The organism is Arthrobacter saudimassiliensis, assembly GCF_059090665.1.
Window position 1 is genome coordinate 341,467 of record NZ_JBNHFX010000003.1, and the last position, 14,429, is coordinate 355,895.

At 71.1% G+C, this 14,429-nt stretch carries 13 protein-coding genes, 1 tRNA gene and 1 pseudogene; 1 reads left to right on the top strand and 14 read right to left on the bottom strand.

The features are described 5' to 3' along the window. Positions 1-78: 78 nt before the first annotated feature. The 10 genes and pseudogenes from AC5RV6_RS12770 to AC5RV6_RS12815 all read right to left on the bottom strand — a co-directional run bounded on the left by AC5RV6_RS12770 (position 79) and on the right by AC5RV6_RS12815 (position 10,531). Positions 79-933, bottom strand: a complete 855-nt coding sequence (locus AC5RV6_RS12770; RefSeq protein WP_494007700.1) for a hypothetical protein — start codon at positions 931-933, stop codon at positions 79-81. A gap of 177 nt (positions 934-1,110) precedes the next feature. Next, entirely contained in the window at positions 1,111-2,502 is a 1,392-nt protein-coding gene (locus AC5RV6_RS12775) for an ABC transporter substrate-binding protein (protein ID WP_494007701.1), read from the bottom strand. A 266-nt stretch (positions 2,503-2,768) separates the two neighbouring features. Then, positions 2,769-2,842, bottom strand: a tRNA-Leu gene (locus AC5RV6_RS12780). A gap of 132 nt (positions 2,843-2,974) precedes the next feature. Beyond that, complete coding sequence (locus AC5RV6_RS12785) at positions 2,975-4,372, bottom strand: NAD(P)/FAD-dependent oxidoreductase (RefSeq protein ID WP_494007702.1); 1,398 nt, start codon at positions 4,370-4,372, stop codon at positions 2,975-2,977. Positions 4,373-4,456: 84 nt separating this feature from the next. After that, positions 4,457-5,827 carry a S8 family serine peptidase gene (locus AC5RV6_RS12790; RefSeq protein ID WP_494007703.1) on the bottom strand — a complete coding sequence of 457 codons (1,371 nt, stop codon included), beginning with the start codon at positions 5,825-5,827 and terminating at the stop codon, positions 4,457-4,459. Between the two features lie 8 nt (positions 5,828-5,835). Next, positions 5,836-6,798, bottom strand: coding sequence for a Ppx/GppA phosphatase family protein (locus AC5RV6_RS12795; RefSeq protein WP_494008089.1), 963 nt, complete (start codon positions 6,796-6,798; stop codon positions 5,836-5,838). A gap of 102 nt (positions 6,799-6,900) precedes the next feature. Further along, positions 6,901-7,470: pseudogene (locus AC5RV6_RS12800) on the bottom strand (DUF501 domain-containing protein); the annotation flags it as partial. Between the two features lie 150 nt (positions 7,471-7,620). Then, a complete protein-coding gene (locus AC5RV6_RS12805; RefSeq protein WP_494007704.1) occupies positions 7,621-8,394 on the bottom strand; it encodes a septum formation initiator family protein in 774 nt (257 codons plus the stop codon). A gap of 113 nt (positions 8,395-8,507) precedes the next feature. Further along, the gene (gene eno / locus AC5RV6_RS12810; RefSeq protein ID WP_494007705.1) at positions 8,508-9,788 is read right to left on the bottom strand and encodes a phosphopyruvate hydratase; all 1,281 of its coding nucleotides are present in this window, start codon (positions 9,786-9,788) and stop codon (positions 8,508-8,510) included. A 110-nt stretch (positions 9,789-9,898) separates the two neighbouring features. Then, positions 9,899-10,531: a MazG nucleotide pyrophosphohydrolase domain-containing protein gene (locus AC5RV6_RS12815; protein ID WP_494007706.1), complete on the bottom strand. Its 633-nt coding sequence runs from the start codon at positions 10,529-10,531 to the stop codon at positions 9,899-9,901. On the opposite strand from AC5RV6_RS12815, the gene AC5RV6_RS12820 reads away from it, so the two are divergent. Then, a complete protein-coding gene (locus tag AC5RV6_RS12820) occupies positions 10,436-10,687 on the top strand; it encodes a hypothetical protein (RefSeq protein ID WP_494008108.1) in 252 nt (83 codons plus the stop codon). The two genes, AC5RV6_RS12815 and AC5RV6_RS12820, sit on opposite strands and share 96 nt — an antisense overlap. Here AC5RV6_RS12820 and AC5RV6_RS12825 read toward each other — a convergent pair. The 4 genes from AC5RV6_RS12825 to AC5RV6_RS12840 form a co-directional block, all read right to left on the bottom strand. Then, the gene (locus AC5RV6_RS12825) at positions 10,668-11,825 is read right to left on the bottom strand and encodes an adenosine deaminase (protein WP_494007707.1); all 1,158 of its coding nucleotides are present in this window, start codon (positions 11,823-11,825) and stop codon (positions 10,668-10,670) included. The genes AC5RV6_RS12820 and AC5RV6_RS12825 overlap by 20 nt on opposite strands. A gap of 23 nt (positions 11,826-11,848) precedes the next feature. Then, a complete protein-coding gene (locus AC5RV6_RS12830; RefSeq protein WP_494008090.1) occupies positions 11,849-12,532 on the bottom strand; it encodes a DedA family protein in 684 nt (227 codons plus the stop codon). 147 nt (positions 12,533-12,679) lie between these two features. Further along, on the bottom strand, positions 12,680-13,969 hold the full coding sequence (locus tag AC5RV6_RS12835; protein WP_494007708.1) for a thymidine phosphorylase: 1,290 nt from the start codon (positions 13,967-13,969) through the stop codon (positions 12,680-12,682). Continuing rightward, positions 13,966-14,382: a cytidine deaminase gene (locus tag AC5RV6_RS12840; protein ID WP_494007709.1), complete on the bottom strand. Its 417-nt coding sequence runs from the start codon at positions 14,380-14,382 to the stop codon at positions 13,966-13,968. Before AC5RV6_RS12840 ends, AC5RV6_RS12835 begins: the two co-directional genes overlap by 4 nt. Positions 14,383-14,429 lie beyond the last annotated feature (47 nt).

The following is a 14,429-nucleotide window of genomic DNA, read 5'->3' on the forward strand; positions in this document are numbered from 1 at the left end:
GGGCGAAGCGCCCCTCCTTTCCTTCAGGGGAAGGGAGGGGCGCTTCGCTGCTCCTGCACGTAAGTCGGCTCCGGCCCGCTAGGACAGGTGGGCCGCCTGCGGCTGCGCGCTCGTCTGTGGCTCCGCGGGCGTCTGCGGGTGAGCGGGCGTCTGCGGGTGAGCGGCCGGGCGCGCCGGCCGGGCCCGGGCTTCCAGCCCGGCGATCACCTGCGGCGGGAGGTCGAGGATGCCGCGGAGGCTGCTGCGCAGGCTCCGGTGGGCGGCTTCGACCTCCGATGGAGGGGCCCCGGGGTCCAGGATGATGTTCAGCGCCGTGCGTGCCGCCGAGAGCCGGCTGCGCTCCTGCGGAGTGAGCTTCGACTGGCCGAGCCTGCGGGCATGGCGTTCGGCGGCCAGGAACGCCACCTCGAACCGGTCCACGGCTGCACGAAGGGAGGAGCGGGCCGGGTCGCGGCTTTCGTCGACCTCGGCCTCCGCCGCCCGGACTGCCTGCATCGATTTCAGCACCTCCCGGATCACGGGGTCGCTGTAGTCGGTCATCACGGGGTAGTCGATCATCAGCGCGACGTCGGTCTCATACCGGGACCAGCGCACCATCAGGTCCTCGCGGCGGGCCTGGAGCATCCGCCAGGCGTGGCTTCGGGCCGCGGCATCGAGCTTCCGTCCGCGGCGGGACAGCAGGGCCCGGCGGCTGCGGCGCGCCCCGATGAAGGCAGCCACCAGCCCGCCCACCAGCAGCGAGGGGCCCATGAACAGGCCGAGCAGCACGCCCAGGGAAAGCTCCGGATCGTCCCCGCCGACGTCGGCCACTTCGGCGAGGGCCGACTGCAGGAAGAAGAACGCAAGGTAGCAGAACGAGGCGGCAAGTCCGGCGACCAGTGCAGCCAGGGCGACGGCGGCGGCCGCGGCACGCACGGCGAATCGCTTGAGCATGGCGACAGCATACCCAGCAGCAGCGCGGCTGTGTCCCCGGATCAGCCAAAAACCGGCATGAGACGCGCCACGCGGCCGCCGGTGCTGCCCGGCCGGCGGGCCGGACCGGACATGCGGGAGGACCGGACCCAGGCGGGGCCGGTCCTCCTCCTGCAGCCGCAGCCGGCTGCAGGCTGCTTAGTTCAGGCTGCCCACTTCGGCCTGGCTCGGCTGCGGAACGTTGTCCGCATCGAAGCGGTAGATGCCGATGTACGCCTCGGTCGGGTCACCGTTCTCGTCGAAGGTGACCGGGCCGGAGTAGCCGTCGTAGTCGATGTCTCCGCCTTCACGCAGGATCGTCACGCAGCTGGCGAAGTCGGAGCACTTCTCGCCGTCGGCCGACACGCCCTGCAGCTCCGCGGCAATGGCCTTGCCGTCGGTGCTGCCGGCGGCCTCGGAGGCCAGGGCAACCAGCGTCACGGCGTCGTAGCTCTCACCGGAGTACGCCCAGTCCTTCAGGGCCGGATCGATGGCAAGCAGCTCATCCTTGAAGGACTGCGAGGCGAACGGGCCCGGGATGGTGCCCTGGGCTCCCTCCAGCGTGCCGGCCTCGAGGTCCTCGCTGTAGTCGGAGGTGTTGCCGTCCACGAAGAACAGCTGGGACGGGTCCACGCCCTTGGCGGTCAGCAGCGGGACGATGCTCTTCGCCTGGTCGAAGCTGATCACCACGATCGCGTCGGGATCGGCGCCGACGACGGCGTCGACCTGGCTGCTGAACTGGGAGTCGCCCTCGTTGAACATCTCGGAGATGACCACCTGTCCGCCGGCTGCCTCCACCGCCTCGGTGACGTTGGCCTGCAGGCCCGTACCGTAGGCGTCGTTCAGGACGATCATGCCGACGGTCTGCGCGCCGCACTCCATGATGTAGTTGCCCAGGGTGGTGCCCTGCAGCACGTCCGAGGGAGCGGTGCGCCAGTACAGGCCGCCGTCGTCCCACGTGGTGAAGTCCGGCGAGGTGTTGGCCGGCGAAATCTGGATGACGCCTGCTCCGGTGATCTGGCCGATCACCAGCTTGGACACGCCCGACGACGCCGCGCCGACGACGGCGCTGACACCCTGGCCGAGCAGGTCATTGACGGACTGGGTGGCGATGTCGGTGGTGGTGTCGCCCGAATCCCGGTACACCGCTTCGACGTCCTGGCCCAGGACACCGCCTGCCTCGTTGATGTGCTGGACGGCGAGCTTGACGCCCGCGATTTCCGGCGGGCCGAGGTAGGCCAGCGATCCCGTGACGGGAAGCAGCGAGCCGATCTTCAGCGGCGTTTCCGTGGTGCCGGTGGAGGCGGGCACCGCCGACGCGTCGCCGGACCCTTCCGGCTCCGAGCCTTCGGTGCCTTCCCCCGTGGGGCAGGTCAGCGAGGCGGCCTCCGCCGTGTTGCCGCCGTCGGCGCTGTTGGTCGCGCCGGACTCGGAATCACCGCCGCCGCTGCAGGCGGTGGCGAACATCACGAAACCGAGCCCGAGTGCTGCGAGCTTGGCGGCCCTGGCCTGGCCCCGGCCAAGGCGTGCGCCAGTGTTTGGTGCAGTCATAGGTGTTTCTCTCCCCGATCAAAGGCCCGCCTGCAGGCGAAGGCCCAGCTGTAATGCCTGAGTGAGAAGAAAGCTAATGGAATCTCGTGTCCAACATAAGAGTTTCCGGTTACATCCTTGTAACGCTCGTCACATCAGCAACTTGCGCAATGGCGGAGGACGGGGCGCGAAGGGCGCGGTCACAGGGCGCGCGCCACGGACAGGGCCGCGGCGGACGGGCCCGGAAGGGCGGCCAGGGCGGCCCGAAGGCAGCCACGGCTCAGGGGTACCCCAGGTGGGACTCGAACCCACAACACGCGGATTTTAAGTCCGATGCCTCTGCCAATTGGGCTACTGGGGCGTGCAGCCCGGGCATCTGCCGGACATCAGTCCAGCCTAATGTACGGCTGCGGACCGGGGAAAAGCGGGGCTGGAAACGGCAACGGCGGCGGCCCCCGAAGGGACCGCCGCCGTCACCACCCGGCCGGGGCCGTTACTTCTTTTCGGCGGGCTTCTTCGCCGGAGTCGCCGCCGCTTCGAACGCCGCGCGCGGGGTCTTCAGGTGCAGCAGCTGGGTGAGGTCGCGGCCGAAGGCCACGTTCAGCAGCCAGCCGGAGATGACCCGGGCCTTGCGCTCGTACATCGGCATGGCCAGGCCGTGGTAGCCGCGGTGGGCCAGCCAGGCCGGGAAGCCCTTCAGGCCGATGGCCTTGCCGAACGGCTTAAGGTTGGCCACGCCCTTGTACTGGCCCATGCCGGCCACCGCACCGAGGTTCTCGTGGCGGTATTCCTTCACGGTGCCCTCGCCGAAGCGTGCGGCGTAGATGTTCTTGGCCAGCAGCTTGGCCTGGCGGACGGCGTGCTGGGCGTTGGGCACGCAGAAGCCGCCCACGCCGCCGCCGGTGAGATCCGGCACGGCCGCGACGTCGCCGGCGGCCCAGGCGCCCTCGAGGGGGCCGTCGTCGCTGGTGATGCGCAGCTCGGCGTTGGCACGCACGCGGCCGCGGTCATCGATCGGGAAGTCGGTGGCGCGGACCATGGGGTTGGCCTGCACGCCGGCGGTCCAGATCAGGGTGTCGGTGGCGAACTCGCCGGCCGGGGACTTGTCGGCCATGTTGATGAGCTTCAGCTCACCGTTCTCGGCGGAGGCGAGGGAGGTGTTCAGCAGCACCTCGATGCCGCGGGAGCGCATGTTGGAGACAACCCACTCGGCCTGTTCCTGGGTCACCTCGGGCATCACTCGGCCCATGGCCTCGATCATGACGAAGCGCAGGTCCTCGCGCTTGAGGCGGTCGTTCTCGCGGACGGCGGCGCGGGCCATGTCCTCGATCTCGGTGAGGGTTTCGATGCCGGCAAAGCCGCCGCCGACGACGACGAAGGTCAGCGCGCGCTTCCGGGCGGCTTCGTCCTCCATCAGGGAGGCGGTTTCGATCCGCTCGAGGATCTTGTTGCGCAGCGAGAGGGCTTCCTCGATGGTCTTCAGGCCGATGCCGCTCTCCGCCAGGCCCGGAATCGGGAAGGTGCGGGTGATCGAGCCCGCTGCCATCACGACGTCGGTGTAGGGCAGCTGGAAGGACGGGCTGCCGTCGGCCGGCTCGACCGTGGCGGTACGCGCGGCGTGGTCAACGCCGGTGACCTTGCCTGCGATCAGCTCGGTGTCCTTCAGGTGCATCCGGTGCGAGACCACGGCGTGGCGGGCCTCGATGGTGCCGGCTGCCACCTCGGGCAGGAAGGGCTGGTAGGTCATGTACGGCAGCGGATCCACTACCGTGACAATGCCGCCCTGGGCCTTGACCTTCTTCTGGAGGTTCTTGGCCACGTAGAGACCAACGTATCCGCCGCCGACCACAAGGATCCGCGGGCGATCAGAGAACTGGGTGTTCGATGCCATGAGTCCAATCCTAACGCTATTTGTGAAAAGCTTCACGAGCTGTGTCGGCGCCGTCCCGGCGCTGCTTTTCGTGCCGCCCGGCGGTCAGCTGCCGCCGCCGTCCGGGCCTGCTCCGGGCAGGGTCTCCGGCGCTTCGCCTCCACCCCGGCGTACCCGGCGGATGCGGACCGCTCCGGCCGCCGCGATGCCTGCCGTCAGGGCGCCGAACCCCAGTACCAGCACGGCGGGGAGCGCCTCGGATTCCAGTCCGGAGGTCTTCGGCTCGGGTGCCGCGGCGGAGGGGATGTCCGGCGCGGGCTCGCCCACCGGAGGCGGTACCGCGGCGTCGTCCGGGCTGCTGCCGCGGCGGTGGATGCGGATCCACTCTTCGATGGTACCCAGCGGATTCACGGCCGCGCCCGGCAGGCCCGGGCCCACCGCGGCTGCGGCGTCCAGGACGCCGTAGCCGTAGATCGGATCCAGGCCCGGATCCCCGCGGTCCTCGGCGGTGGTGATGATCCGGTTGATGACATCGGCGGCGCTCAGCTCGGGGTAGGCCGAGCGGATGAGGGCCGCGACGCCGGCGACGATGGGCGCCGCGGCGCTGGATCCGCTCCACCGTGCGTAGCGGGCGGCACCCTCGGGCATCCCGCCGATGAGCTCCTCCGCCGGGGCGGCCACGGCAATGCTGATGCCCTGAGCCGAGGAGTCCACGCTGGCTTCGCCCCCGCGGTCCAGGCCGGCGACGGTCAGCACGCCCGGAATGGTCGCCGGAGCGCCCACCTGGGTGATGCCGCCGCCGCGGTTGCCCGCGGCGGCCACGATCACGACGTCGTTCTGTTCGGCGTAGAGGAAGGCGTCGTCCCAGCTTTCGGGCCAGGCGGTGCTGGTGCTGCCCAGGGACATGTTGATCACCTTGGCGCCGCTGTCCACTGCCCAGCGCACGGCCTGCGGTATCTGCTCCTCGATGGGTATGCCGCCGGGGTTCGATCCGCCGATCCAGGCCGAGACGGAGAGCAGCTCGGCCGCCGGGGCGACGCCGATGACGCCGTCGGGGTTGGGTTTGCCGTCCTTCGGTTCCTCGCTGTCCTCCCCCACATGGCCCCGGCCCGCCAGGAGGGTGGCCACCAGGGTGCCGTGTGCGCGGTTCGGCCCGAGGCTGGAGGTCCCGTCGGGTGCACCGGCGCCGGAGACGTCGGTGCCGGCCGTCACGGCGCCGGCGAGATCGGGGTGGCTGGAGTCGATGCCGGTGTCGATGACGGCGACCTTGACCCCTTCCCCGCGGGATGTCTTCCACGCCTCCGTGATGCCGTAGTCGGCCAGCCAGTACTGCCGGTCCCGCCACTCGTCCGCCTGCGCCGCCGGTGCCTGCAGCAGCGGCAGCAGCAGGACGGCGGCCAGCACCGCGGCGGCCCGGACCGGGCGGACGGCGCTTCCGCCCCTGCGTCCGGCGGGCGGGTGCGGATCCTTCGCCATGCCGGGCGTCACCGGGCGGCGCTCAGGGCAATGCCGTCGAGGATGTCATGCTCGCTGGCCACCGCCGTCGCCACCCGCCCGTCGGTGAGTTCGTGCACCCGGTCCACGATGGTGGCCCAGATCAGCGCGCCGGCGCCGATCACGTCGACGCGTCCGGGATGCATGTACGGCAGGGCGGCGCGGCCTTCGCGGTCCATCGCCAGCAGGTCCTGCGCGGCGGCGGTGACCTGGTCGACGGCGAGCTCGGCGCCGTTGATCCGGGCCGGCTCGTACCCCGGCAGCTGCAGGGCATGGGCGGTGACGGTGGTGATGGTGCCCGCCACGCCGACCAGCCGGTCGGCGTCGGCCAGCGGCACGGTCTCCAGCGTCTGGGCAATCTGGTCCAGGACGTCGGCCCGGGCGGCGGCGATCTCCGCCTCCGTGGGCGGGTTGGACCGCAGGTAGCGCTCGGTGTAGCGCACGCAGCCCATGTCCGTGCTGCGGGCGGCGGTGACGCCGTCGGCGGTGCCGAGGACGAACTCGGTGCTGCCGCCGCCGAGGTCGACGACCAGGGTCCGGGCGGGCCCGGTGTCACCGAACACGCTGGCCGCTCCGGCGAAGGACAGCGACGCTTCCTCGTCGCCGCTGATCACCTCGGGCTCGACGCCGAGCCAGGCCCGGATGCCGTCCACGAACTCACTGCGGTTCTCCGCGTCGCGGCTGGCCGAGGTGGCGACGAAGCGGATCCGCTCCGCCCCGTGCTCGCGGATCATCGCCGCGTAGTCCTCGGTGGCCGCGAAGGTGCGCTCGAGGGCTTCGGGGGCGAGGCGTCCGGTGGCATCGACGTCCTGCCCCAGGCGCACCACCCGCATTTGGCGCACGACGTCGGTGAGCGTGCCGGCGGCGGGGTCCACGTCGGCAATCAGCAGGCGGATCGAGTTGGTGCCGCAGTCCACTGCGGCCACCCGGATGGTGCTGTTCGACGCGTCCATGTTCTCCCCCTCGTTGTTCGGGTCGGTGCCGGCAGGCCTGGCGGAGCGGCGGGCGGCCCGCTTGGCCTCGATCTCCTCGGCGGTCAGGCCCTGGGTGCGGGTATGCCGGCTCAGGTCGCGGGAGGGCGCCTCGCCTGCGGTGTCCCAGGCTCCGTCACAGTAACAGCGCTCGGGCGTCCACCATTCCGCGATCGCGTCCAGCGCCTCGTCGCCGAGCGGGTTGACTCCCCGGCCGGCGGCCAGCGAGTGTCCGACCAGCACGTGGAGGCACTTGACCCGGTTGGGCATGCCGCCGGCGGATACGCCGGCGATCTCCGGCACCGGCCCGGTGCCGGAGCGCTCACCGATGTCGTCGCGCATCTGCAGGTAGTGCTCGTGGGCGGCACGGTAGCGCTCGGCGAGCTCGGCATCCTGTTCGAGGCGCTCGGTCATCCGGGTCATCAACCCTGCCGCCTCCAGCCGTGACACGGCCGCGGTGATGACCGGGTGGGTGAGGTAGAAGGTCGTCGGGAAGGGAATCCCGTTGCCCAGCCGCGGTGCCGTGGTGGCCACCAGCGGATTGCCGCAGACGCAGCGGGCACCGATTTCGACGACGTCGCGGACCGGTCGCCCGAGCTGCCTGCTCAGGGTCTCCAGGTCTTCCTGGCTGGGCGTGCGCTGGTTGCGGGTCATGCCGGGGCATCCTTCCTGGGGGCCGTGGCGGCCCGGGTGGGAACAGGGCGCGCCGAAAAGGCGCAGCTACCAGATTACTTCGCCCGGAGCCTCGGGGCGCCTTCCCCCGGGACCGCCCGTCCCGCGGCAGGGTGTACAGCCTCCGCGGGGCTACTGTCCGGGAGCAGTGGCTGATTGGCGGACTGACTCCCAGAGTTGATCCACCCACTGCAGGTCCGCGCCCTCCTGGGCTGCGGCGTCCTGCTCCACCGCCCGGACCCCGTCCTCGCCCTTGACCAGGTAGGTGCGGTCCCCCGGCAGGACCAGGAAGATGCGGTCCCGGGCCTGCTGCCGGACGAAGGCAGGATCCTCCCAGCGCTCCAGCTGGTGTTCGAGGCCCTCCTGTTCGGCCCGGGCGGCGGCGATCTCAGCTTCCAGGGCAGCGATCTCGCTGCGCTGCTGGGCCCAGGTGTGCACCGATGGCGCCAGGAGCACCGTAATGGCCAGCATCACCAGACCCAGCGCCAGCAGCCGCCCGGAAAAGGCCTTGGCGGGAACGGGCCGGAAGTCGCTGTCCTGCACGGCTGCCCCGCCCGCGGGGGCCTTCTGCCCGGCTCCGTCCACGCCCGTACGGATGGCGCCCTCGAGCTCCGCCCTGGCTTCGGCCCTGCGGCGGGAACGTTCCTCGCTCCGTGCTGCACGTCCGGCCGCGGGTGTTTCCGTGCCGCGGGAACGGCCGCTGCGCTTTGCCGTGCCCGGCGCCGTCCCTTCCTGCTGCGGCCCCCGGGCCTTCGCGGCGCCTGCCGCAGGTACATGCGCCGCGGCGCCGGCGGACCGGGCACCGGAAGCTGCGGGAGCCTCCGGGCGGGACGGCGCGTCAGCTTCCGGCCGGTGGGACGCAGCTGCCGCCGGCTGCCGGGGCACTTTGGGCCGTCGGGTGGACATGGAACTCCTCTGCGCTGGGCCGTCGGCCGCCTGCCGGCCGGCGGGAGGTGCGGCGAATACGCAAAAGGCCGCCGGGTGCCCTCCCTTCGAGGGTACCCGGCGGCCCCGGTGCGCTAGGCCGAGAAACGCGGGAAGGCGCTGCGCCCGGCGTAGCGCGCCGAGTCGTCCAGCTCCTCCTCGATGCGCAGCAGCTGGTTGTACTTGGCCACGCGCTCGGAGCGGGCCGGTGCACCGGTCTTGATCTGGCCGGCGTTGGTCGCGACGCAGATGTCGGCGATCGTGGTGTCCTCGGTTTCACCGGAACGGTGCGAGGTGATCGTCGTGTACCCGGCGCGCTGGGCCATCGTGATCGCGTCCAGGGTCTCGGACAGGGTGCCGATCTGGTTGACCTTCACGAGCAGCGAGTTGGCGGCGTTGTTCTTGATGCCGGTCGCCAGGCGGGCCGGGTTGGTGACGAACAGGTCATCGCCCACCAGCTGGACCTTGTCGCCCAGGCGGGCGGTCAGGGCCTGCCAGCCGTCCCAGTCCTCTTCGTCCAGCGGATCCTCGATGGAGACCAGCGGGTAGTCGCGCACGAGCTCCTCGTAGTAGGCGCTCATCTCCTCGGCGGAGCGGTTGGTGCCCTCGAAGACGTAGGAGCCGTCCTTGTAGAACTCGGAGCTGGCCACGTCCAGGGCCAGCGCGATGTCGCGGCCCGGCTCGTAGCCGGCCCGGCGGATAGCCTCGAGGATCAGGTCCAGGGCCGCCCGGTTGGAGGGCAGGTTCGGGGCGAAGCCGCCCTCGTCGCCCAGGCCGGTGGACAGGCCCTGTTCCTTCAGGACGCTCTTGAGGTTGTGGTAGACCTCGACGCCCCAGCGCAGCGCCTCGGAGTAGGTGGCCGCTCCCAGGGGAACGATCATGAACTCCTGGATGTCGACGTCGGAGTCGGCGTGCGAGCCGCCGTTGAGGATGTTCATCAGCGGCACCGGCAGGATGTGGGCGTTCGGGCCGCCCAGGTAGCGGTACAGCGGCAGGGCAGCGGACTCGGCGGCGGCGCGGGCCACGGCCAGGGACACGCCGAGGATGGCGTTGGCGCCGAGGCTGGACTTGTTGTCGGTGCCGTCCAGGTCCAGCATGGCCTGGTCGATGGCGCGCTGATCGGCGGCATCGAAGCCCAGCAGGGCGGGCTGGATCTGCTCGATCACGGCCTCCACGGCCTGCAGCACGCCCTTGCCCTGGTAGCGGTTCTTCTCGCCGTCGCGGCGCTCGTTGGCTTCGAAGGCGCCTGTGGAGGCGCCGGAGGGAACAGCGGCGCGGCCGAAGGTGTCGTCGTCGAGCAGCACCTCGACCTCGACCGTGGGGTTGCCACGGGAATCAAGGATCTCGCGGGCGTGGATGGCATCGATGATGGCCATGGAAATGCTCCTGTCGTTGGAACTTGGAATGGCACCAGCGCCGGTCCTATGTCAGGGACCACGCTGTCTGCTCCCAGCCTAGTTGACGCAGCCCACCCCGTAAGCTCCCTTTACGCCATTGGGTCCCCGTGGCCCGAGGCTCCATCCCCAGGCAGCGGCCGGCTGTTCCCGCCCGCGCCGGCGGTGAAGCGGCGGACCGCCGACCGCAGGGCCGCCTCGGCGTCCAGCCCCTGCTCCCCGGCCCGGCGGACCATTTCGAACAGGTCCTCGCCCAGCTGGTCCTCGTCCGCCCAGCGGCCCGCGCCGGCGGGCTTCTCCGGGGTGGAGGCCGCCTCGCCCTCCGCCGGTCCCGGCCGGCCCCGTGTAGGCACCGGCACGCCGGCACGGCGGGCCCGGGACTGCACCTTTGCCGCCAGCAGCAGGGCCGGCAGCGAGGCCGGGACGCCGTCGAAGACGTTCCGCCCGGGTGCCTCGGTGCGTTTGGCCGCGTCCCAGGCCCGTTCGATTTCCGCCGGGTCCTGCGGGATGCCGCCGCGGACGGCGCCGTCGGGTGTGAAGACGTGCGGGTTGCGGCGGATCATCTTCTCCGTGAGCGCGTCCACCACGTCCCCGACGCCGAAGTGCCCGGCCTCCTCCTGGATGCGGGCGTGCAGCAGGACCTGCAGCAGCACGTCACCGAGTTCGCTGCGGAACCCCGCCGCGTCTTCCCTGCCGGTCGCGCCGGATTCGACCTGTTCGACCACCTCGTAGGCTTCCTCGACGAGGTACTCCAGCAGCGACCGGTGGTCCAGCTGCCGGGTCCACGGGCAGTGCGTGCGCAGATCGGCGATGACCTGGGCGAGGCGCTCGAAGCGCCCGCCCAGGCCGCCGCCGGCCGGCTCAGCCGCGGGCAGCGGTGAACCCTTCGGTGATGTACGCGGCGAGCACCTCGCGCTCCTCCAGCGGCAGGAACGCGGCGTTGACGGCGTTCATGGTCAGTTCGAGGATGTCGTCGAGGTCGTAGTCGAAGGTCTCGACCAGCAGTTCGAACTCGTCGGTGAGGCTGACCCCGCTCATCAGGCGGTTGTCGGTGTTCACCGTGACCTGAAATCCGGTCTGGAACAGCAGGTCGATCGGGTGCTCGTAGATGCTCTCGCCGAAGGCCGACACGGCGCCGGTCTGCAGGTTCGAGGAAGGGCAGATCTCCAGGGCGATGCCGCGGTCCCGTACCCAGGCGGCGACCCGGCCCAGGGTGACCATGCCGACGTCGGCGTTCTGCTCCTGGGCGGTGAGCTCCTCGTCGTCGAAGTCCACCTCGATGTCCTCGGCGATGCGCACGCCGTGGCCCAGGCGCAGCGCCCGGCCGTGGACGAGCGCGTCGACGATGGATTCGACGCCGGCGGCCTCGCCGGCGTGCACGGTGGCGGGGAACTGCTGCTCGGCCAGGTAGGTGAAGGCGTCCTGGAAGCGCGAGGGCGGGAAGCCGTCCTCCGCGCCGGCAATGTCGAAGCCGACGACGCCGCGGTCGCGGTGCCGGACGGCCAGTTCGGCGATCTCCATGGCCCGGTCGGCGTGCCGCATGGCGGTGATCAGCTGCCCGACCTGGATCAGCCGGCCCTGCTGCTCAGCCGCCTCCACGCCCTGCTCCAGGCCTTCCTGCACGGCCTCGACCGCTTCGTCCAGGCTCAGGCCGGCGCGCAGGTGCTGTTCGGGCGCCCAGCGGACTTCACCGTAGACGACGCCGTCCTCGGCCAGGTCCTCGACGAACTCGCGGGCCACGCGGATCAGGCCCTCGCGGGTCTGCATCACGGCGATGGTGTGGTCGAAGGTTTCGAGGTAGCGCACCAGGGAGCCGGAGTCCGCGGAGTCGCGGAACCACTGGCCGAGCGCCACCGGATCGGTGGAGGGAAGGTCGTGGCCGATTTCGGCGGCCAGCTCGATGATCGTGGCCGGCCGCAGCCCGCCGTCGAGATGGTCGTGCAGGGACACCTTCGGCAGCGAGCGGATGTCCAGGCCGGCGGCGGAGGCGGTGTTTTCGGAGGTAAGAGGCTCAGTCACAGCTCCACTCTACGGGAGCGCCCCTACCGCCCGCGTCCGTCCGCGCCGGAGCTCTCGGCGGCCTCCTCGGCCTGCCCGGCCCCGTCCTCCCCGGGGTCGGGCCGGTGCATCGGCGTGGTGCCGCGCAGCCTGCTGATCAGCTTGTCGATCAGCACCCCCAGGACCAGGGCCACCGCGACGGCCACCACCACGCCAAGCAGCTGGTTGTCCTTGAACCACGCCCCGGCCAGGACGCCGATGGCCGTGCTGTACCCGGCCCAGGCAAGGGCGGAGAAGCCGGTGAGGGGAATGAACCAGGTCCGCGGATAGCGGGTGGCCCCCGCGCCCAGGTTCACGACGACCCGGCCGATGGGGATGAAGCGCGCCACCAGGATCAGCGATACGGCCCGGCGGTCCAGCTCCCTCCGGGCCCAGACGATGCCGCGCTGCATGCGCGGGCTGCGCATCCAGCGCCAGCGGTCGGTGCCGATGCCGCGGCCGATGGCGTAGGCCAGGTTGTCGCCCAGGAACGCCCCGGCGGCCGCGACGCCGAAGATCGCCCAGGCGTTCGGCCCGTCCGCGGCGTAGACCAGTGCGGCCAGGCCCACCACCAGTGACTCGCTGGGCACCGGCGGGAAGAACCCGTCGATGAGGCACCCGGCGAAGAGCACCGCGTACACCCACGGCTGGCCGGCATGGGTAAGGACGAAGGTGTTGATGCTGTCCATCAAGGCGTTCAGGACGTCCAATGGGGCGGCGCTCCTAGTGCTGGGGGTCTGACTCGTCCAACGACGCCGGCATCCGTTTGGTTTCCGCGAATTTCCGGAGTGTGGAAATCCGCGGAAACCACACCGCGTGGATGCCGCCGGTCCCGGCTAAGAGATGCGGTCGATGACCAGCCGGCGGCCGCTGCGCGCGCCCTCCGGAGCGATGGTGACGGCCTCGGCCAGCGCTTCCCTGGCGCGGTCGAACTTCTCGGGGGTGTCGGTCAGGAGCGTCATCAGCGGCTCCCCCGCCCGGACGACGGCGCCGGGCTTGGCGTGCATCCGCACGCCGGCACCGGCCTGCACCGCGTCCTCCTTGCGGGCCCGCCCGGCGCCCAGGCGCCAGGCCGCGACGCCCACCGCGAGGGCATCGAGTTCCACCAGGACGCCGTCTGCGGGGGCGTAGATGGTCTCGGATTCCTTTGCCACAGGCAGCTTCGCGTCCGGGTCCCCGCCCTGGGCAGCGATCATCCGCCGCCAGACGTCCATGGCCCGGCCGTCCTTCAGCGCCGCTGCCGGGTCGGCGTCCGGCCGCCCGGCGGCGGCCAGCATTTCCTCGGCCAGGCGGACGGTGAGCTCGACGACGTCCTCCGGCCCGCCGCCGGCCAGGACCTCCACGGACTCCTCGACCTCGATCGCGTTGCCGGCGGTCAGGCCCAGCGGAGTGGACATGTCGGTCAGCAGCGCCACGGTGCGCACGCCGGCGTCGGTACCCAGCGCCACCATGGTTTCAGCGAGCTCGCGGGCCTTCGCCTCGTCCTTCATGAAGGCGCCGGAGCCGACCTTGACGTCCAGCACCAGCGAGTCGGTGCCTTCGGCGATCTTCTTGCTCATGATCGACGAGGCGATCAGCGGGATGGCCTCGACGGTGCCGGTCACGTCGCGCAGGGCGTAGAGCTTCTTGTCGGCGGGGGCGAGTCCGGCTCCGGCCGCGCAGATCACGGCGCCGACGTCGGCCAGCTGGCGCATCAGCTCATCGTTGGAGAGGGCGGCCCGCCAGCCGGGGATGGCCTCGAGCTTGTCCAGGGTGCCGCCGGTGTGGCCGAGGCCGCGGCCGGAGAGCTGCGGAACGGCGACGCCGAAGACGGCGACCAGCGGTGCCAGCGGCAGGGTGATCTTGTCCCCCACGCCGCCGGTGGAGTGCTTGTCGGCGGTGGGCTTGCCCAGCGAGGAGAAGTCCATCCGCTCCCCGGAGGCGATCATGGCGGCCGTCCAGCGGGAGATTTCGGCGCGGTCCATGCCGCGCAGCAGGATCGCCATGTTCAGGGCCGCCATCTGCTCATCGGCGATGGTGCCGCGGGTGTACGCGTCGATCGTCCAGTCGATGGCTTCGGGGCTCAGGGTGCCGCCGTCGCGCTTGGTGCGGATGATGTCGACGGCGTCAAAGTCCTTGGGGTTCATGCGGGGGTGTTTCCTTCCAGATGCTGGGGGCCGAAGGCGTCGGGCAGGACCTCGTCCATGCTGCGGATGCCGCTGACGGTGAGCAGCTGCATTCCGGGGGCACGGAATTCGTAGAGCAGCTGGCGGCAGCGCCCGCACGGCATCAGGACGGCGCCTTCGCCGTCAACGCAGGTGAAGGCGGCGAGACGGCCGCCGCCGGTCATGTTGAGCTGGCTGATCAGTGAGCATTCGGCGCACAGCGTCAGCCCGTAGGAGGCGTTCTCGACGTTGCAGCCGGAGACGATCCGGCCGTCCTCGGTGAGGGCGGCGGCGCCGACCGGGTACTTGGAGTAGGGCACGTAGGCGTGCGCCAGGGCGGCGCGGGCGTGCTCCAGGAGCACGTCCCAGTCCACGGCGGGGATGTTCTCGGTCATGGTTTCCTTCCCTCGCGGCCGGAACGGCCGCGATGCGCAGCGGGACC

What these genes read in the sequence shown, in the direction of transcription:
- AC5RV6_RS12785 (WP_494007702.1), bottom strand. Translation starts at nt 4,372, where the DNA reads ATGGCATCGAACACCCAGTTCTCTGATCGCCCGCGGATCCTTGTGGTC.
- AC5RV6_RS12830 (WP_494008090.1), bottom strand. Translation starts at nt 12,532, where the DNA reads ATGGACAGCATCAACACCTTCGTCCTTACCCATGCCGGCCAGCCGTGG.
- AC5RV6_RS12840 (WP_494007709.1), bottom strand. Translation starts at nt 14,382, where the DNA reads ATGACCGAGAACATCCCCGCCGTGGACTGGGACGTGCTCCTGGAGCAC.
- eno (WP_494007705.1), bottom strand. Translation starts at nt 9,788, where the DNA reads ATGGCCATCATCGATGCCATCCACGCCCGCGAGATCCTTGATTCCCGT.
- AC5RV6_RS12835 (WP_494007708.1), bottom strand. Translation starts at nt 13,969, where the DNA reads ATGAACCCCAAGGACTTTGACGCCGTCGACATCATCCGCACCAAGCGC.
- AC5RV6_RS12790 (WP_494007703.1), bottom strand. Translation starts at nt 5,827, where the DNA reads ATGGCGAAGGATCCGCACCCGCCCGCCGGACGCAGGGGCGGAAGCGCC.
- AC5RV6_RS12770 (WP_494007700.1), bottom strand. Translation starts at nt 933, where the DNA reads ATGCTCAAGCGATTCGCCGTGCGTGCCGCGGCCGCCGCCGTCGCCCTG.
- AC5RV6_RS12795 (WP_494008089.1), bottom strand. Translation starts at nt 6,798, where the DNA reads ATGGACGCGTCGAACAGCACCATCCGGGTGGCCGCAGTGGACTGCGGC.
- AC5RV6_RS12775 (WP_494007701.1), bottom strand. Translation starts at nt 2,502, where the DNA reads ATGACTGCACCAAACACTGGCGCACGCCTTGGCCGGGGCCAGGCCAGG.
- AC5RV6_RS12805 (WP_494007704.1), bottom strand. Translation starts at nt 8,394, where the DNA reads ATGTCCACCCGACGGCCCAAAGTGCCCCGGCAGCCGGCGGCAGCTGCG.